The 18,093-nt window shown below is 70.3% G+C and carries 14 protein-coding genes; 10 read left to right on the top strand and 4 right to left on the bottom strand.

Translation table 11 applies throughout. The annotated features are described in order from the left end of the window. The first annotated feature begins 5 nt into the window (after positions 1-5). From ACQHIV_RS22530 to ACQHIV_RS22505, 6 genes are all read left to right on the top strand, one after another. Complete coding sequence (locus ACQHIV_RS22530) at positions 6-1,343, top strand: hemolysin family protein (RefSeq protein WP_427884959.1); 1,338 nt, start codon at positions 6-8, stop codon at positions 1,341-1,343. Continuing rightward, complete coding sequence (locus ACQHIV_RS22525; protein ID WP_427884958.1) at positions 1,340-2,389, top strand: hemolysin family protein; 1,050 nt, start codon at positions 1,340-1,342, stop codon at positions 2,387-2,389. Before ACQHIV_RS22530 ends, ACQHIV_RS22525 begins: the two co-directional genes overlap by 4 nt. A gap of 41 nt (positions 2,390-2,430) precedes the next feature. Next, on the top strand, positions 2,431-3,471 hold the full coding sequence (locus tag ACQHIV_RS22520) for an NAD(+)/NADH kinase (RefSeq protein ID WP_427884957.1): 1,041 nt from the start codon (positions 2,431-2,433) through the stop codon (positions 3,469-3,471). Between the two features lie 9 nt (positions 3,472-3,480). Next, a complete protein-coding gene (locus ACQHIV_RS22515) occupies positions 3,481-4,575 on the top strand; it encodes a mannose-1-phosphate guanylyltransferase (RefSeq protein ID WP_427884956.1) in 1,095 nt (364 codons plus the stop codon). Between the two features lie 1,687 nt (positions 4,576-6,262). Continuing rightward, positions 6,263-7,369 (top strand): hypothetical protein, encoded by a 1,107-nt coding sequence (locus ACQHIV_RS22510; RefSeq protein ID WP_427884955.1) that lies wholly within the window; start codon positions 6,263-6,265, stop codon positions 7,367-7,369. A gap of 118 nt (positions 7,370-7,487) precedes the next feature. Beyond that, positions 7,488-8,096 (top strand): hypothetical protein, encoded by a 609-nt coding sequence (locus tag ACQHIV_RS22505; RefSeq protein ID WP_427884954.1) that lies wholly within the window; start codon positions 7,488-7,490, stop codon positions 8,094-8,096. Between the two features lie 285 nt (positions 8,097-8,381). Here ACQHIV_RS22505 and ACQHIV_RS22500 read toward each other — a convergent pair whose 3' ends face one another. From ACQHIV_RS22500 to cofD, 3 genes are all read right to left on the bottom strand, one after another. After that, positions 8,382-9,059, bottom strand: a complete 678-nt coding sequence (locus tag ACQHIV_RS22500) for a DUF3105 domain-containing protein (RefSeq protein WP_427884953.1) — start codon at positions 9,057-9,059, stop codon at positions 8,382-8,384. A gap of 125 nt (positions 9,060-9,184) precedes the next feature. Next, a complete protein-coding gene (locus ACQHIV_RS22495) occupies positions 9,185-10,153 on the bottom strand; it encodes a coenzyme F420-0:L-glutamate ligase (protein ID WP_427884952.1) in 969 nt (322 codons plus the stop codon). After that, positions 10,150-11,151 (bottom strand): 2-phospho-L-lactate transferase, encoded by a 1,002-nt coding sequence (cofD, locus tag ACQHIV_RS22490; protein WP_427884951.1) that lies wholly within the window; start codon positions 11,149-11,151, stop codon positions 10,150-10,152. The genes ACQHIV_RS22495 and cofD overlap by 4 nt, the downstream gene beginning before the upstream one ends. 115 nt (positions 11,152-11,266) lie before the next feature. Here cofD and ACQHIV_RS22485 point away from each other — a divergent pair, with 115 nt between their 5' ends. The 4 genes from ACQHIV_RS22485 (at position 11,267) to ACQHIV_RS22470 (ending at position 17,686) form a co-directional block, all read left to right on the top strand. After that, complete coding sequence (locus ACQHIV_RS22485; RefSeq protein ID WP_427884950.1) at positions 11,267-12,511, top strand: hypothetical protein; 1,245 nt, start codon at positions 11,267-11,269, stop codon at positions 12,509-12,511. Between the two features lie 333 nt (positions 12,512-12,844). Continuing rightward, positions 12,845-13,096: a WhiB family transcriptional regulator gene (locus ACQHIV_RS22480; RefSeq protein ID WP_020389877.1), complete on the top strand. Its 252-nt coding sequence runs from the start codon at positions 12,845-12,847 to the stop codon at positions 13,094-13,096. A 193-nt stretch (positions 13,097-13,289) separates the two neighbouring features. Then, positions 13,290-16,205 (top strand): glycosyltransferase, encoded by a 2,916-nt coding sequence (locus tag ACQHIV_RS22475; protein ID WP_427884949.1) that lies wholly within the window; start codon positions 13,290-13,292, stop codon positions 16,203-16,205. Further along, positions 16,202-17,686, top strand: coding sequence for a DUF5719 family protein (locus tag ACQHIV_RS22470; RefSeq protein WP_427884948.1), 1,485 nt, complete (start codon positions 16,202-16,204; stop codon positions 17,684-17,686). Before ACQHIV_RS22475 ends, ACQHIV_RS22470 begins: the two co-directional genes overlap by 4 nt. Positions 17,687-17,699: 13 nt before the next feature. Here the strand turns inward: ACQHIV_RS22470 and ACQHIV_RS22465 are convergent, their stop codons facing one another. Beyond that, positions 17,700-18,086, bottom strand: coding sequence for a DUF3499 domain-containing protein (locus ACQHIV_RS22465; RefSeq protein WP_209698055.1), 387 nt, complete (start codon positions 18,084-18,086; stop codon positions 17,700-17,702). Positions 18,087-18,093 lie beyond the last annotated feature (7 nt).

Below are 18,093 nucleotides of genomic sequence, written 5' to 3'. Positions count from 1 at the left end.
CTGTCATGCTGATCCTGGCCGGCCTGGGCCTGATCCTGGTGCTGACCGTTGCCACCGGCTACTTCGTGTCCCAGGAGTTCGCCTACGTCGCCGTCGACCGGAACCGTCTGAAGACGCTGGCCGAGGACGGTGACGCGGCGGCCGCCCGGGCACTGAAGGTCACCGCGCGGCTGTCGTTCGTGCTGTCCGGTGCGCAGGTCGGCATCACGATCACCGCGCTGCTCGCCGGGTACTTCGCGGAACCGTACCTCGGTGAAGGGCTCGAGCACCTGCTCGGCGCGGCCGGCGTACCGGAGGCCGTGAGCCTGTCCGTCTCGGTGATCCTGGCGTTGCTGCTGGCAACGATCATCCAGATGGTGCTGGGCGAGCTGGCCCCGAAGAACCTGGCGATCGCCCGCGCGGAGGCGATCGCGCTCCGGCTGTCCCGGTCGACACTGCTGTACCTGGCGGTGGCCGGGCCGGTGATCCACCTGTTCGACTCGGCGTCGAACCGGATCCTCCGCCGGGTCGGGATCGAGCCGGTCGAGGAACTGCCGCAGGGCGCGACCCCGCAGGAGCTGGACCGGATCATCGAGACGTCGTACGAGCAGGGCCTGCTGGACGAGGACACGATGCGGCTGCTGGACCGCGGCCTGGACTTCCGCGGCCGGACCGCCGGCGAGGCGATGGTGCCGCGCGTCGACGTCGTCACCGTGCACCGCGACGAGCCGCTGACCCGGGTGGTCGAGCTGCAGGACACCGGGCACAGCCGGTTCCCGGTCGTCGGCGAGTCGGTCGACGAGGTGATCGGCGTGGTCGCGATCGGCGACGTGGTCGAACTCGAACCGGCCGATCGCGCCACGATCGCGGTCGGATCGCTGGCCACCCAGCCGGTCGCCGTACCGACGACCTTGCCGCTGCCCGCCGTACTGGAGCGGCTGCGGACCGCGCGCCGGCAGTTGGCGATCGTCGTCGACGAGTACGGCGGGTTCGCGGGCATCGTGTCGCTGGAGGACATCGCGGAGGAACTGGTCGGCGAGATCCGCGACGAGGACGACCTGCCCGAGACCGGGCTCGTGCAGGGCGGCGACGGCTCGTGGGTGGTGCCGGCGCGCTGGCGGCTCGACGAGGTCGCGGAGGCCACCGGCGTACCGCTGCCGGAGAGCGACGACTACGAGACCGTGTCCGGGCTGGTGATGGCGCGGCTCGGCCGGATCCCGGACATCGGTGACTCGCTGGTGGTCGAGCTGCCACCACGGATCGACCACGACGGGAAGCCGCTGCCGATCGAGTCCGTACGGCTCACCGTGCAGACGATCGAGCGCCGGGTGCCGGGCATCGTGCTGATGGAGCGTGCGGCATGAGTACGACGTGGGCGCTCGTCATTTCCGCCGTACTGCTGGCGCTGAACGGGTTCTTCGTCGCGGCCGAGTTCGCGTTGGTGGCGTCGAAGCGGCACCGGCTCGAGGAAGCGGCGGCGTCGGGCAGCCGGTCCGCCCGGGCCGCGATCGCCGGCGTCAGCGAGTTGTCGTTGATGCTCGCGGGGGCGCAGCTCGGGATCACGTTGTGCACGCTGGGGCTCGGTTCGCTGAGCGAGCCGGCGGTCGCGCACCTGCTGCATCCGCTGTTCGAGCTGGCCCACGTTCCGGAGGGCGTCGGGCATGTGGTCGCGCTGATCATCGCGGTCGGCGGCATCGGCCTGCTGCACGTCCTGCTCGGCGAGATGGCGCCGAAGTCGTGGGCGATCAGCGACCCGGAGCGGTCCGCGCTGATCCTCGCGCTGCCGTTCCGCGGGTTCACGTACGTCTTCCGGCCGCTGCTCAGCGTGCTGAACTGGATCGCGAACCTGTGCGTCCGGCTGGTCGGCGTGACCCCGCAGAACGAGATCGCCAACGCCCACGGGCCGGACGAGCTGCGGCTGCTGATCGAGTCCTCCCGCGAACACGGCACACTCGAAGAACCCGAGCACGAACTGCTGACCGCGATGCTCGCGCTGCAGAACACGACGGTCGGCCAGGTGATGACGCCGATCGCGGAGCTGTCCACGGTCCCGGCGACCGCGTCCGCCCGCGAGATCGAACTGACCAGCCGCCGCGAAGGCCACTCCCGCCTGGCTGTCGTTTCCGGTACGTCCATCTGCGGCATCGTGCACGTCCGCGACGCGGCCCGCGCGACCACCGCCGGCGACACCGGGAGCCGGGCGTCGGACCTGATGATGGCGGCGCTCGAGCTCGGCGACAACACCCCGGTGGCGAAGGCGATCCGGACCATGCGCGACGAGCGTTCGCAGCTCGCGGTGGTCTGCGGCGGCGAGCAGGCGATCGGCGTGGTCGCGCTGGAGGACCTGCTCGAAGAGGTGATCGGCGAGTTCGACGACGAGACCGATCCGATCATCCGTGCGGCCGAATAGCCGGGTTACCGTGTGGTGTGGCGATTTCGCGGCTTGGGTTGGTGGTTCACCAGGGTCGGCCGGTCGCGGTGCAGACCGCGGAGACGGTACGGCGCTGGGCGACCGCGCACGGCATCGGCTGTACCGACATCGACGTCTGGAAGGACCACGAGGAACGCCGCTCGGGGACCGCGGAACTGCATCACGCCGGTGACCCGGACCTGGTCGTCACGCTCGGCGGCGACGGCACGTTCCTGCGCGGCGCGCGGATCGCGGCGAAGAACAACGCCGCCGTACTCGGCGTCGACCTCGGCAAGGTCGGGTTCCTGACCGAGGTCGCCTGCAAGGACGTCGAGGCCGCGCTCGAAGCGGTGCACCACGGCGGAGCGACGTACGAGGAACGGATGACGCTGACCATGCGGGCGTCGCGGCCGCTGGAGATCCCGCACGGCATCGAGTCGCTGCTCCGGTACGGCCACGGCCCGGCGCTGCCGCCGCCCCCGGTCCGGCACGAGGTCGCCGAGGGCGACGGCTGGGGGATGGCGCTCGACGTCACCGCGCTGAACGACGTCGTGGTGGAGAAGCTCGCGCGGGATCACCAGGTCGCGCTCGGCGTGTACCTGTCCGGCCGGCTGCTCGCGTCGTACTCCGCGGACGCGGTGATCGTGGCGACCCCGACCGGGTCCACGGCGTACAGCTTCGCGGCCGGCGGGCCGATCCTGTCGCCGACCACCGAGGCGATCGTGTTCACCCCGGTCGCGCCGCACATGACGTTCAACCGTACGGTCGTCGCCGCACCGGACGAGCCGATCGCGCTGCGGGTGCTGCCGCACTCCGGGCAGGCGGCGGTCAGCATCGACGGGCAGTTGCGCGGCGTACTCGACCCGGGGGACTGGATCGGGGTGTACGGATCACCGCAGCGGCTGCGGCTGGTGCGGCTGCGCCCGACCGACTTCTACGGGCGGTTGCGCGACCGCTTCCGCCTCACCGACGCGCCCGCGACCGGGATCGACGGCGAGTCCGAGCTGTTCTGGCAGCCGTCGGATATGCCCGTACCGCCGGACCTGAAGCACTTGCGACTGCCGCCTGGTGACGACCGGTAGGGTCTCTGCATGCGAAACGTGGTGATCCTGGCGGGTGGTTCCGGAACGCGGCTCTGGCCGATGTCCAGAGACGACAGGCCGAAGCAGGTGCTGCCGCTGGCGGCCGGGCAGTCGCTGCTGCGGGTGGCGTACAACCGCCTGCTCGGGTTGGTCGCGCCGGAGAACATCTACGTGTGTACGGTCGGCGCGATCACGGACGTCGTACGCCAGGAACTCCCCGAGCTCGGCCCGTACAACATCATCGGCGAACCCGCCCGCCGCGACACCGCGAACGCCATCGGCCTCGCCTCCGCCGTCGTCGCCCGGAACGACCCCGACGCGATCGTCGCGTTCGTCGGGTCCGACCACCTGATCAGCCCCGAGGACGAGTTCCGGACCGCGATCGAGCAGGGCTTCGAGGTGGTCGAGGCGCGGGCCAAGTCGCTCGTCACCTTCGGCATCGAGCCCACCCACCCGCACACCGGCCTCGGCTACATCGAACGCGGCGAGCCGATCGACGGCACCGCGGCGTACGTCGTCGACCGCTTCCGCGAGAAGCCGGACCGCGAGACCGCCGAGCAGTACCTCGCCACCGGGCGGTTCTGGTGGAACTCGGGCATGTTCGTCTGGCGGGCGTCGACGGTGCTCAACGTGCTCGACACCCTGCTCCCGGAATCAGCTGCCCGCCTCCGCGAGGTCGCGGCCGTCTGGGACACCCCGTCGCGCGAGTCCACCCTCGCCGAGATCTACCCGAACCTGCGCAAGATCAGCGTCGACTACGCGGTCATGGAGCCCGCTTCCCAAGGCAAGGTCGACGCGGACGTGGTCGTCGTACCGATGCCCGTGCACTGGCTCGACGTCGGCTCGTGGGCGGCGCTGGCCGACACGTACGACGCCGACCCCAACGGCAACCGCACCGACAGCACCACCCTCAGCTGCCTCCTCGACTCCCACGACAACATCATCGTCACCGACGACCCCGACCACCTGGTCGCGACCGTCGGCCTCCGCAGCCACATCATCGTCCACACCCAGGACGTCACCATGGTCTGCCCACTGTCCGACGGCGAACGCGTCAAAGACCTGGTCGCCCAAGTCCAATCCGACCACGCCAACTACATCTGAAGAGCTGACAGGGGATGTGGTTCGTGGGGTTGAAGAGCTGACAAGGAATGCGGCTCGCCCCACGCGTGCTCCGCAGCTGCTCCGGTCGCTCCGCTCCCTCCGGCACCCGCTACGCGCGCTCCCACCGGCTTAGCGCCGGCCTTTGCCCGCTGCCGCGGGCATTTTGCGAGCTGCCGCTCGCGGGTGACTACTCAGCGGACGTGGTTCGTCATCCCGGTGTGGTGGGTGGTGGAGGTGGTGCTCCTACCCGGCGGGTGTGGTGAGTGAGCGGACGGTGGTCCGCCCACGCGTGCTCCGCCGGCGCTCCGGTCGCTCCGCTCCCTCCGGCACCCGCTACGCGCGCTCCCACCGGCTTAGCGCCGGCCTTTGCCCGCTGCCGCGGGCATTTTGCGAGCTGCCGCTCGCGGGTGACTACTCAGCGGACGTGGTTCGTCATCCCGGTGTGGTGGGTGGTGGAGGTGGTGCTCCTACCCGGCGGGTGTGGTGAGTGAGCGGACGGTGGTCCGCCCACGCGTGCTCCGCCGGCGCTCCGGTCGCTGCGCTCCCTCCCGCACCCGCTACGCGCGCTCCCACCCGCTACGCGCCCTCCCACCCGCCCGCTTTTGCCCGCTGCCGCGGGCGTTTGCGAGCTGCCGCTCGCGGGTGACTGCTTGGCGGGTGTGTCGCGGTGAGGCTGGTCGTGGTGGGTGGGGGATGTGGTTCGCCCGGCGGGCGGGTGTGGTGGGTGTGGGCGGGGCGACGGGTAAGCGGTGAGTGAGGGGGAGATGGTTCGCCCTCCGCGTGCTCCGCAGCTGCTGCGCTCCCTCCCACCTGCTACGCGCGCTTCCACCCATCCCACCGGCTTAACGCCGGCATGTTGCCCGCTGCCGCAGGCGGTTTGTGAGCCGGCGCTCGCCGGTGACTGCTGAGCGGGCGTGGCTCGTAATCCCGGTGTGGTGGGCGGCGCGGGTGTCGGGTAGGAGCGTCCGCCCGGCGGCAGTCGGAGGTGGTGGGCGGTCCGCGTCGATCGCGAACTGCAACGTCTGCGCGGGAGGTTGGTCGTTCCGCGAACTGGCGACACCTCCTGGGGACTGGGCACAAGCTGTGGGGACTGGGAACAAGCCATAGCCTGTCTCCAGTCACCACAGGGTGTTCACAGTCACGTGCCCGGACCACCTGTGAGGCCGTACGACCGGTGTCTGGGGTACGAGGGCACGCCGTTCGGCCCTGGGTGCCCACGACCTTGAGCAAAATGCGCGACCCGGATCATCTCCCCCCTGTCCGCGACGAACTGTGCCTGATCCATCACGGTGTGCAGTACCGTGCTGCCTGGTGCCGGTCGCTTCGGGGAGGACGGATCGTGGGCGAACTGCGAGGCCGCGAACCCAATCGCGAACCGAACCGCCCAGACACGGCCCGATACTCGGACGCCGATCCGGCCCAGCCGTTGGACTCCAGCGCGGAGTCCGGCCGATTCGCGGACTCCCATCCGGATCGGGTGCGCTCCGCGGACTCCCGGTTGGATCGCGACGGGCAGGCGGACCCTCGCAACGATGCCACCACTCCCGCCGACTCTCGCTCGGATCCCAACCCGTCGTCGGACCAGCGCCCGAGTTCTGCTGCGGATCGCAGAGTGGATCGACCTGACCCTCAGGTAGCCGAGTCCTCGTCGGACGAGCCGTTGCCGGACTGGGCGGACCGATATCCCATGGAAGTACGCCGCCAACTCGCAGCCGACGACACCATCGCCAGGCTGCCGTACACCTCACCCAGCGACCCGGAACCAGGCCGGCTGAACACATCAGGTCACCGGGACGCGAAGCCCGAGACGGCCGGACACGACGAGACGCGCCGCGCCGATCCCGATGCCGTCGACGCTGCCGCAGACCCGACGTCCGAGGAGCTTCCACACATTCCGGCCGAACTCCGCCAGAAGATGCTCGACGATCCGGTCTTCTCGCGCGCCGGCTGGGGCCGCGAAGACGCCAGCGCATCGGACGAGGAACCGGAGTACCAACCGCCGCCGGCTGACTCCGGCCCGGACCCGGCGAGCCGGTTCGTCGATCCCGTCGACGAACCGCCCGCGAAGCTGGAGTTGGTGGATGACGCCAACGCGCCGTCGAGCCGTCGTGATCGCATCGGCGACCCCGAGACCGACCAGACCACGGACGCCGGACAAGACGCTCCGACCGACCCGGACGCCGACAAATCGCGCCCACTACCTGACGAGCGAACAGAACAAGGCGATGACGGCCGACGAGTTGTCGAGGCTGAGGTAGCGGCGGTCAAGGACGTCAGCGGAGACACAGCCGACCGCCCCACTGAGCCGCCAGAGATCGAGTCTGAGCCGGATCGTTCCGCCGAAGACGGTGACGCGCCGAAGCACGAGTTCGTAGCGGATGCCGATCCACGCGACATGGAGATGTACCGCCGGATCCGGGAGACCGACGACGTGGACGCGGTCGCGGAGAACAGCGGGTTTCCCCGTGAGGTGGTCGAGGTGGCCAAGGACAACTTGTTCGTCCGTACACATGACGTGGCCGTAGACCCCGGTGTAGTCAGGCACGGTCACTTCACGCCGCTCCGGCAGGTCGCTCCGCTGTGGGAACGAGTCGCGTCAGGCGCGGAACTGGCCGCCGACGAAAGGGCGGAGCTGTGGTCCCTGCTCGCGCACGAGTATGTGGAGGCGAAACTGATGGAGGCCGGGTTGCTTACCTGCTCGCCGATCCGGACGCGTGGGACGAGTGCGGGCACAAGGTCGCGCAGGAGTATCCGGCGGCGCACACCGTCGCGCCACGGAGTCTGCAGTCGATAAAGAAGGACCTGCTGGCGCACTGGGAGAAACTGTTGATACCGAGAGGTGATGTGCGGGTGGCAGACGACTTGTCGAACCTCGACGAGGTGGTTCGCTTGGCCAAGAAAGGACTGGGGTTGTGACAGACAGGGCGGCGTGTGAGCGGCTTCTGGCTCGGTTGAAGGCTGCCCGGTGGGATGACGACGAAGCCGAGAAGCTTCACGAGACGTCGCGTCGGCAGTTGGCGAGTGAGTTCTTCCGGCGGAAGGCTGTGTGGGCGAACGCGTTGGGTGTGACCGAGCGGTGGCCGTTCGCTGATCTCGCGCTGCTGGTCGATCCGTCGGTGGAAACAGATCCGGTCTGGTTGGCGGACCTGGAGACAGCGGTCGGGCACAAGTTGCAAGTGATGGTCCGTGACGTGGTGACCGACATGTTCCGCTGGGTTTCCCTGGGCGACCGTCCGCGGGAGCGGTTCCCCGAGTTGGATGATCCGTACGAGCCGATGGTGCAGGTGTTCGAGCGGGGCGGCGAGTTCTGGCAGGGGCAGAGCGGGATCGAGCTTCCCATCGCCGGTGTGAGCTATGGAGGTCTCGAGTTCCGGTTGGGGCAAGAGCCGATCGCGATCGATGCTTCGGCCCTGGCGGCGCTGGACGAGCGGGATCGGATCGAGGTGGAGAAGGCGCGTTCGTGGGGTACGGCGCAGAACGCCGACGGGCAGCCGGGGAAACCGGACGCCACGACGGGATGAAGCTCGCGCTCGAGGTCAGGGGCGCTGAATGCGTCCAGGACCGCGAGTAGCACGATCGGCCGCTCGTCACATCCACTCACACGCCCGCTCGCCACTCACCACAACCGGCTTCACGGACCAGGTCCGCCAAGTAGTCACCGCGAGCGGTAGCTCGCAGTTTGCCCGAGGTAGTGGGCAAAGGGCCGGTGGGTGGGTGGGAGCGCGCGTAGTGGGTGTGGGAGGGGGCGGAGCGACCGGAGCAGTTGCGTAGTACGCGGGGGACTATCACATCCCCCGCGTCAGGGGTCAGCCGCCGTTGGGTTCTTGGGCGTCGGTGGCGGGGTACTTTTCCATGAACTGTTTGAGGGCCTCGCCGCTTACCGAGCCGCAGAATTGCCTGTGGCCGAAGGACTTTTGGTCGGTGCCGGGGCCGCTCCAGTGGGCGAAGGCGAGGTTTTTGCCGTCGGGCCAGCCCTTGCCTTCGGACTGCTTGTACGGGGCCGCGATGAACTTGTTCAGGGAGGTGTCCGGCAGCTTCGACTTGGCGATCTTCTCGATCTTGTCGATCTGGTCCTTCGGCAGGGTGTCGCGGTACCAGAGGATGGTGTACCCGTGTTCGAGGTTGTGGACCAGGTTCTCCACCGGCGGGCGGTCGCTCGTCGAGTAGAACTTCTTGTCGAACGGCGCCCAGACCGCGTAGTGCGGGCCGGACGACGGCGGGGAGACGGAGTACAGGATCTTCTCGCCGTCGGGGCGGTGGTCCTGGGTGCCGCCGGCGGTGTCGTTGGTGATGGGGTCGCAGGAGGCGGAGCCGGCGGCGACGCCGAAGTCGGTGAGGGCCTGGTTCTTGGTCCGGGAGTCCTGGACGAGCTTGATCGCCGGGTAGGCGATGATGGCGAGTCCGACCACGATCGAGCAGATCACGATGATGATGGTGCGGCGGCGGTCCGAGGCGGCCTGCTCGCGCTGCATCTTCTCGATCATCTGGCGGCGCGACTGTTTCTGCGACGACGCTTTACCCACAGTGTTGGTCTTCCCGGCTAAGGGCGGCCACCGCGCCGCCGTGCGATGGCAGTGTACGAGGTGACCCTAAGAAGTTGCCTAGAAAACTACTTCGACCGTGAGCCGAACGTGACCGTCGCCGCGGCACCCGGCCCGGCCTGCACCGCGACCCCGTAGCCCTCGGCGTGCAGCAGTACGGCGACCCGCTCCGCGACCACGCCGACCGTGACCGGGTCCTCGCCGGCCACCGTGACAGCGTTGTCACCCGCCTCGAGCCGGACACCGTCGACAGACAGGTCCGACAACAGCGAAGGATCAAGATCTCGCGGCCCAGCAGGACGTCGACGGTCGAGTACGGCGGCCCGCGCCGCCTCCCGGGTCCCGAGGCTGAACATGTCGTGTTCCGCGTCCCGCACCAGCGCCCGCGCCCCGGGCCCGTCCTCGCCCACTGGCAGTACGGCGTCCTCGAGTCCCCGCAGTACGGCGACCGGTACGCCGTCGGCCTTGCCCTTCACGAGTTCGCTGGCGCCGGCGATCTCGTCCGCGAGGGCGGGCTCGGTGACCGCGAGGACGTTGCCGTGGCTGTCCGTCGTACCGCGGAGGTCCTCGACCACGCGCACCCCGGCGGCGCCGATCGCGACGTCGGTCTGCCCGTTCCGCCACGGGCGCCCGAGGGTGTCGGTGACGACGATGCCGACGTTGACGTCGTACCGCTCCTTCAAGGCGGACCGAAGCACCCGCGCCGACGCGTCCGGGTCGACCGGCAGCAGCAGGACCGTGCCGGGAGCGGTGTTGGACGTGTCGGTGCCGGCCGCCGCCATCACCAGGCCGTGCCGGGTCTGCACGATCCGGGTGTCGCCGCGTTGTGCGACGACCCGGACGAGCTCGGCGTCCACGGCCTCGCGCCGGGTGCCGTACGTGAGCCGGCCCTCCGCCTTGCTGACGATCTTGGACGTCACCGAGACCACGTCGCCGTCGCGCAGGTCGGTGCCGTCCGCGATCAGGGCCGCCAGGTCCGCCCCGGCCGCCACCTCCGGCAGCCCGGTCACCGGGAAGATCTCCAGGTGCTTCCTCATCGCCGTACGGCCTCCGCGAGGGTGAGTGCCGCGTCAGCCATCGCGGCGGTGGTGGTCTCGTCCGTCATCCACAACGGCACGGCCTGGACGTGAATTCCGGCTCCGGCGATCGAATCCGCCTGGATCGCGTCCGAGCTGTCGATCAGCCAGCCGTCGAGTACGCCGCCCGACGCGCGGGAGCCGTAGTACCGGGCCACCGCGGACGCGGTGGACGCGACGCCGACCGTGGCCAGCACCTTGTCGGCCATCCCGCGGACCGGGCCGGTGCCGATGATCGGGGACAGCCCGATGACCGGCGCGGCGGTCGCCCGCACGGCCTCCCGGATCCCCGGTACGCCGAGGATCGTGCCGACCGAGACCACCGGGTTGGACGGCGGCACGATCAGTACGTCGCAGTCCGCGATCGCGTCGAGTACGCCGGGCGCGGGCTTCGCCTTGTCCTGGCCGACGGCAACGATCTGGTGCGCCGGGATGCCGGCCTGGTAGCGGACCCAGTACTCCTGGAAGTGGATGGCCTTGCGGCGGCCGGGCTGTTCCGGGTCGTCGACGACGACGTGGGTCTCGATCCGGTCGTCGCTCATCGGCAGCAGCCGGACCGGCAGCTTCCAGCGCGCGCAGAGCGCCTCGGTGACCGCGGTCAGGCTGTATCCGGCGTCCAGCATCTGCGTCCGCACCAGGTGGGTCGCGATGTCGCGGTCGCCGAGGCCGAACCAGGTGGGCTCCACGCCGTACGCCGCGAGCTCCTCCTTGATCACCCAGGTCTCGTCCTCACGACCCCACTTGCGCTCCTCCGAGATGCCGCCGCCGAGGGTGTACATGACGGTGTCGAGGTCGGGACAGACCCGCAGACCGAACAGGGTGATGTCGTCCGCGGTGTTCCCGACGACGGTGATCTCGGCGTCGGGACGGGCCGTGAGCAGACCGCGCAGGAAGGCGGAACCGCCGATGCCACCGGCCAGCACGGTGTATCGCTTGGGCATGTGGGTGCGAACTTGCATGGGAAGAGTCTGCCCGAGTCGTCAATGCGTCGGCCCACCGCACGACTATGCTGCGGTGAGTCATCAGATCCGCACAGCTCAGTTGTACGGCCCCCCAACATCCGAGGAGCCCCTCGTGGTCACCGACGCAACCAAGAAGCTCAGAGAGCCGGTCGCGTACATCCTGCTCGCATTCACCGGCCTGCTCGCAGTGGCAGCGCTCTTCCAGCTGTTCGTCGGCGGTATCGGCTTCGTGGCCGCGTCCGCGGGCGTGCACAGCATCATCGTCCCGCCGTCGGTCACCACGATCGCGCTGATCCCGGCGCTGGTCGCGGCGGTCTGGCTGGTCAACGAGGGTGAGCGCACGCCGAACGCCCGGATCGTCACGCTGGCGGCGCTGGTCATCACCGGTCTGTTCCTGCTGATCGGCCTGATCGCGACGTTCGCGCAGTTCAACGGCGGCGGCACGGCCGGCGAGAAGATCGTCGGCTTCATCGCGTCGCTCGGCGGTCTCGCGCTGTACGGCGGTGTCGGGCTGTACGCGCTGAAGACGTTCCAGGCGCTGCCGGCGCCGGTGAAGGCCCCCAAGGCGGGTCAGTTCCAGCAGCAGGGCCAGCACGGCCAGCCGCAGTTCGGCGGCCAGCAGGCGCAGTACGGCCAGCAGGGCTACGCGCAGCAGCAGGGCTACGGCCAGGACCAGCAGGGTCAGTACGGCGGTCAGCAGTACGACCAGGGCCAGCAGCAGTACGGCGGTTACGCGGCGGCCGGTGCCGCTGGTGGTTACGCGGCCGGTCAGGGCGACCAGCAGCAGTGGCCGCAGGAGCAGGGCTGGAACCAGGGCGAGCAGCAGCAGGCCTGGTCCGCCGGCGAGGCCGAGGCGCAGCACGGTCAGCACGCTGACGCGCAGGCCGGTCAGCACGCCGCACAGCACTCCGGCCAGCCGGAGCAGGCGTGGCCGGCCGAGGGCCAGGCAGCTGCCGAGCCCACGCAGGCGTGGAACTCCGAAGGCCAGCAGCAGTGGAGCGGCCAGGAGCAGGGCCAGCAGTGGCCGCAGGAGCAGCAGCAGTGGGGCGCCGACGCCGGTCAGCAGCACGGCCAGCAGTGGAGCGGCCAGGACTACGGCCAGCAGGCTCAGCCCGCCCAGGAGTGGGGTCAGGCGGCCGAGGGTACGGACGCACAGCCCGAAGCCCAGCAGGCCTGGCAGCAGGAGCAGTCCTGGCAGGCCGACGACAAGCCGGCCGAGCAGCCAGCGGCCGCAGAGCCTGCGCAGCCGGCCGAATCGGCCGACGAGACCCGCGTCGACCAGCGCGTCGAGGGTGACAAGAACGACCCGAACCAGCCTGGTCAGGGTCAGCAGGGCTGGTGGTCACAGCCTTCCTGATCGGTCGGCCGATCAGCGCAGCAAGCCCTTACCGGTGCTGCCCGGAAAATTGCGGTATCACGAGGTTTGAACCGGGGTACCCGGCGCGAGAGGCCTGTATCTACAGGCCTCTCGTTGTTTTGCGGCCGTGTTGCGGATGATCCCAATAGCAGAGCACGGCTTGACTTTCGTGCATTGCAGGAATGTAATTTCAACCGTGTCGTTCGTTAGGACACTCGGTATCGGGGACCGTTGCAGAGCGCAGGACGGACGAGGTCAGGCATGTGGACCGCAAACCCACATGTACAGGGGAACGAACAGGGTCGAGGAGGTCGTACCGTGACAGAGGGCCTGATGGCGATTGTCGACGGTGAGGCGATCGAGGAGGAGCCGAACTGGCAGGAACGGGCGCTGTGCGCCCAGACCGACCCAGAGGCTTTCTTCCCGGAGAAGGGCGGTTCCACCCGCGAGGCCAAGAAGGTGTGCCTCGGCTGCGACGTCCGGGGCGAATGCCTCGAGTACGCGCTGCAGAACGACGAGCGCTTCGGGATCTGGGGCGGTCTGTCGGAGCGGGAGCGCCGCAAGCTGAAGAAGAAGGCCGTCTGAGCGGCGGCTGAGGACAACAGCAACAGCAGAGACTTCCGCGAGGCCCCGGACGATCGTCGTCCGGGGCCCGCGGCTTTTCCACAGGTGGAAGCTGCGGCTTTTCCGACACTCCGAGAGCGGTTGTATGGTGAGTCCTCGCCGGGACCTGCGGTCACGGTGACCGTCCGCAACCATCGAGGTGTCACAGCTCCGCATGGAACAAGAAGCTCCGGCCGGTTGGGAATTCTTCGACTCCGTCGACTTCCCGACCGATCACACTGGTGGCCACATGCGCCGCCCGCGGGTCAGGCATGTCGTCACCGCGGTGGTGGTCGGGCATGAGGGCGCGGCCTGGCTGCCGCGCCTGTCCGAGTCGCTGTGGGCGCTGAACCCGCGCCCGGACCGGCTGATCGCGGTCGACACCGGCTCCACCGACGAGACCGCCGAACTGCTGGCCGCGATGCCCGGCGTCGAGCCCGTGGTCAGCGTGTCCGCGCGGACCGGTTTCGGGGTCGCGGTCGCCCGCGGCCTGGAAACGCACGGTTTCGCGCCGATCCCGAGCGCGGTCGGTCCGTACGGCGACGACGGCCAGGTGCCGGTGGTGGAGTGGCTGTGGCTGCTGCACGACGACTGCGCGCCGGCCCCGAAGGCCCTGGAGAAATTGTTGCTCCAGGCCACTATATCGCCGGAGACCGGCGTCTGGGGGCCGAAACTGCGGCTCTGGCCGCGGGACCGCGAGCTGCTCGAGGTCGGCGTCACCACGTCGCTCGGCGGCCGCCGCGACACCGGCATCGAGAACGGCGAGCTCGACCAGGGCCAGCACGACCAGCCGCGGAACGTGCTCGCGGTCAGCTCGGCCGGCATGCTGGTCCGCCGCGACGTCTGGGAGGCGCTGCACGGGTTCGACCCGCGGCTGCCGATGTTCCGCGACGACATCGACTTCGGCTGGCGCGCGAGCCGCGCCGGGTTCCAGGTCGGCGTCGCGCCCGACGCGGTCGTCTACCACGCCCAGGCCGCGGCCACCGGTGAGCGGGCGCTGGCCGGCACCAGGCGGCACGCGTACCAGCTCGACCGCGCGCATGCGTACTACACCGTTCTCGCGAACGCCCCTGGCAAGCTGCTTCCGCTGCTGATCCTGCGGTTCCTGTTCGGCACCGTGCTGCGGTCGATCTGGTTCGTCGTCGGCAAGACCCCGTCCGGCGCGGTCGACGAATGGACCGCGCTGCTCGGCACGCTGCTCGCCGGCGGCTGGACCAGCGCCCGCAAGAACCGCCGCAATCTCAACCAGGTCCCGTACGACGACATCAAGGGTCTCTTCTCTCGGTCCGTGCACGCCCTGCGGCACAACCTGGAGGAGACCACCAGCACGATCTCCGAGCGGATCCGCGAAGCCTGGGCGGACGAGCCCGAGGAACAGGTCGTCACCACCGCCCGCCGGGCGAAATCGACCGCGCGGGTCGCGGTCGACCAGCCGCGCTGGCGCCGGCAACTGATCCGGCGGCCGTTCCTGGTCACGTGGGTGGTGCTCGCGCTCGGTGCGATCGTCGCGGCGCGCGGCCTGATCGGTGGCGGTTCGCTGCGTTCGCACCTGCTGCTCCCGGCGCAGGACAACCTCGCGGCGCTGTGGCACGCGGCCGCGTCCGCTCCGCCCGGCATCACGCCGCCGGCCTGGCTGGGGCAGATGTGGGCGTTCTCCACGGTCCTGTTCGGTCCGGGCGGCGCGACGAACATCCTGCTGCTCGGCGCGGTTCCGCTCGCCGGTCTCGCGGCCTGGGCGCTGCTGCGGTCCTTCGTCGTCGACCGCGTGGCCCGCGCGTGGGGCGCGTCGGCGTACGGGCTGGCTGTTTTCACCAACGGGGCGATCTCGCAGGGGCGGCTCGGGACGTGTGTGGCGGCGATCGTGCTGCCGCTGCTCGGTGCCGCTGTGCACACCGTGGCCCGGCGGCGGCGTGTGGTCGTGCAGGGCAGTTGGCGGGCCGCGTGGTTCGCCGGCGCCTGTCTGGCGGTGCTGTTCGCGTTCACACCGGCGCTCGGTCTGCTGATCGCGGTCGTGCTGGTCCTCGGCGCGGTGTTCGGCCTCGGCTGGCGGCGGCAGGGACGGCAACTGGTGTTCTCGGTCGTGCTCGGGCTGCTGCTCGTGCTGCCGTGGACGATCGACCTGGTGCGACACCCGTCGAAGCTCGGTCAGGAAGCTGGCGGTCCGCCGACCGCAGCGATCGGCCCGGGCGACAGCCTGCCGCACCTGCTGACCGGTACGCCGATCGGTGGGCCGACGCCCTGGTGGTTCGCCGTACCGCTGATCGTGGTCGCGCTGGTCGCTCTGCTGCGGGAGTCCCGGCAGCGGTACGAGCTGCTCGGCTGGTTCGCCGCGCTGGCCGGTCTGGCCGGGACGCTGGTCGCGAGCCGGCTCGGCGGCGGCAGCGGGCCGTTGATGTTCCTGATGACGGCCGGCTGGATCGTCTCGGTCACGGTCGCCTGGGACTCGGTCGGGAAGTCGCGGGAGCTGATCGTCCGGGGCGTGCTCGGGCTCGCGCTGGTGACGACGATCGTCACCGCGGGCTTCTGGATGGTGCGCGGCGCGGACGGCCCACTGTGGCGCGGCCCGGCCCAGGACCTCCCGGCGTACCTGGCGGATTCGCAGGCGCCGCCGGACAACCAGTCGATCCTGGTGGTGCGCAAGGCGCCCGGCGGCCAGATGCGGTACTCGCTGGTCAAGAACGGCGGCCCGCGGATGGGCGCGCTCGAGGCGGCGCCGACCCCGGCGCAGACCAAGCCGATCACCGACGTACTCGCGACCCTCGGCGGCGGCGGTAGCGGTGAGGAAGGCCGTCAGCTGGCCGGCCTCGCGGTCGATTACGTGTACCTGCCCGGTCCGGTGGACCCGACCCTGCAGTCGACGCTCGACTCGCTGCCCGGTCTGACCCGGGCCAGCGCGAACGACGGCGACGCGTCCTGGCTGGTGGACCGCTCGAAGATCGAGGGCAAGACGCCGATCGTCGACCAGACGCATTCGCTGTGGCGCATCCTCGGGCTGATCGGCTGGATCATCGCGCTGATCTTCTGCTTGCCGACGGTCCGCCGGACCGTCGCCGTACCGCAAGGCACGCACGCGAGGAGGGACCCCCGGTGAGCCGGTTGCTGTCCGACCCGCGCCTCCGGATCGCGGCCGTCGTCGCCGCCATGGCCGTCCTGGCCGGGCTCGGAGTCGTCACGCATCCGGGGAAGGCCGACACCCGCGTGGAGGCGGCCGCGGCGGAGCCCGCGCGGTCCGTCGTGAACCGTACGGCGCTCGCCTGCCCGGCGCTGCCGGCCGGCGGCAAGATGACCAGCGTCGTGAACGCGGTCTCCCCGACGCTGCCCGAGGGTACGGCGACCGCGCCGGGGGCGGCCGAGCCGCTGTCGATCGCGCCGCTGCCGGCCACCTCCAACCCGGTCGGCTCGCTGCTCAAGCGCGGCACCATCGGCTCGAGCCCGGTCACGGTCAGCCCGCTGACGCTGTCGATCAAGGGCACCGGACCACTGGCCGCCGGGACGGTCGGTACGAGTACGACGACCGCGCCGGACGGCGAGGTCAACCGCGGTATGGCGAGCGTGCCGTGCCAGCTGCCCGGCTCGGACTTCTGGTTCGTCGGCGCGTCCGGGGCGAGCGATCGCCGCGACGTGCTGGTGCTGACGAACCTGGACAGCATCAACGCCGAGGTGAACGTCAGCGTGTACTCCCGGGCCGGCGCCGCCGACCTGCCCGCGGCCCGCGGCATCGTGGTGCCCGCGCACGGTACGGCGCAGCTCTACCTCCGGCAGGTCGCGGCGAACCTCCGGGACGTCGCCCTGCACGTCGAGTCGACCGGCGGCCGGGTCGCCGCCGCGGTCCGGTCGAACGCGTCGGCGGGGAACACGCCGGTCGGCGTCGACTGGCTGAACACGTCGGCCGCGCCCGCGACCATGGTGTTCGTGCCCGCGGTCGCGCCCGGTGGTGGCGGCCGGATCCTCTCGATCGCGAACCCGAGCGACCTGCAGGCGACCGCCGGCCTGACGATCAACGGCCCGAACGGCCCGTTCAAGCCGGCCGGTCTGGAGACCGTCTCGGTGCCGGCCGGTTCGGTCCGGTCGATCTCGCTCGACAAGGTGCTGAACGGCGACGCGAGCGCGATCACGATCACCTCCGACCAGCCGGTGACCGCGGCGATGCGGGCCACCGACGCGAGTCAGACCGAGTTCTCCTCGATCGGGTCGGCGGAGGCGCTGACCGGTCCGGCGTACCTGGTGCTGCCGGCGCACAAGCAGCCGGTCGTGCTGCAGGTGACCGCGCCGGGGAAGACCGGGAGCGTGAAGTTCGAGCTGCGGGACGCGGCCGGCCGGGTGCTGGTCACGCGGGCGCTCGACGTGCTGAACGGGGCGACCATGCCGATCCCGATCCCGGCGCAGCCGCGGCCGACGTACCTGATGGTGCAGCAGACCCGGGGGACCGTGGTCGCGGGCGTGACGTTGATGCCGGCCGCGAAGCCTGCGAAGGACGACGTACCGCAGGTGGCCGCCTGGCCGCTGTCGACGTCGCTGGTGTTCCGCGCCCAACTCGGCGCACAGCCCGATGTGAGCGCCGCGCTGCGTTAGCCGCCCGGGGCGGTCAGCCTTCGGTGGTGTTGGCGCCGGGGTCCTGGAGCATGCGGAGGTGGCCGCGGCGGGCGACTTCTACCGGGGCGCCTGGGGTGCCGGCGCGGGGTTCGCCGCGTGGCGGGAGCGGACGGGCGGCCTCGCGGACCGCGTTCGCCAGAGCCTCGAGGTCGTCCGACGACGGGCCGGCGGCGGCCGGGTCCGGAGCGAGCCGGATGACCTCCCACCCGTTCGGCGCGGTGAGGCGGTCGGCGTGGTCGGCGCAGAGGTCGTAGCAGTGCGGCTCGGCGTACGTCGCCAGCGGACCGAGGACACAGGTCGAGTCGGCGTACACATAGGTGAGCGTCGACACGGCCGGCTTCTGACATCCGGCGCGCGAACAGATCCTGGCGATGCTCACGACCAGA

It is taken from the genome of Kribbella polygonati (genome assembly GCF_050320105.1).
Lineage (GTDB): Bacteria > Actinomycetota > Actinomycetes > Propionibacteriales > Kribbellaceae > Kribbella.
This window is presented reverse-complemented; position numbering and strand designations above follow the sequence as displayed.

Coding starts and splice junctions, on each gene's coding strand:
- ACQHIV_RS22530 (WP_427884959.1), top strand. CDS start 6: ATGCTGATCCTGGCCGGCCTGGGCCTGATCCTGGTGCTGACCGTTGCC.
- ACQHIV_RS22525 (WP_427884958.1), top strand. CDS start 1,340: ATGAGTACGACGTGGGCGCTCGTCATTTCCGCCGTACTGCTGGCGCTG.
- ACQHIV_RS22515 (WP_427884956.1), top strand. CDS start 3,481: ATGCGAAACGTGGTGATCCTGGCGGGTGGTTCCGGAACGCGGCTCTGG.
- ACQHIV_RS22510 (WP_427884955.1), top strand. CDS start 6,263: ATGGAAGTACGCCGCCAACTCGCAGCCGACGACACCATCGCCAGGCTG.
- ACQHIV_RS22500 (WP_427884953.1), bottom strand. CDS start 9,059: ATGATCGAGAAGATGCAGCGCGAGCAGGCCGCCTCGGACCGCCGCCGC.
- ACQHIV_RS22495 (WP_427884952.1), bottom strand. CDS start 10,153: ATGAGGAAGCACCTGGAGATCTTCCCGGTGACCGGGCTGCCGGAGGTG.
- cofD (WP_427884951.1), bottom strand. CDS start 11,151: ATGCAAGTTCGCACCCACATGCCCAAGCGATACACCGTGCTGGCCGGT.
- ACQHIV_RS22480 (WP_020389877.1), top strand. CDS start 12,845: ATGGCGATTGTCGACGGTGAGGCGATCGAGGAGGAGCCGAACTGGCAG.
- ACQHIV_RS22475 (WP_427884949.1), top strand. CDS start 13,290: ATGGAACAAGAAGCTCCGGCCGGTTGGGAATTCTTCGACTCCGTCGAC.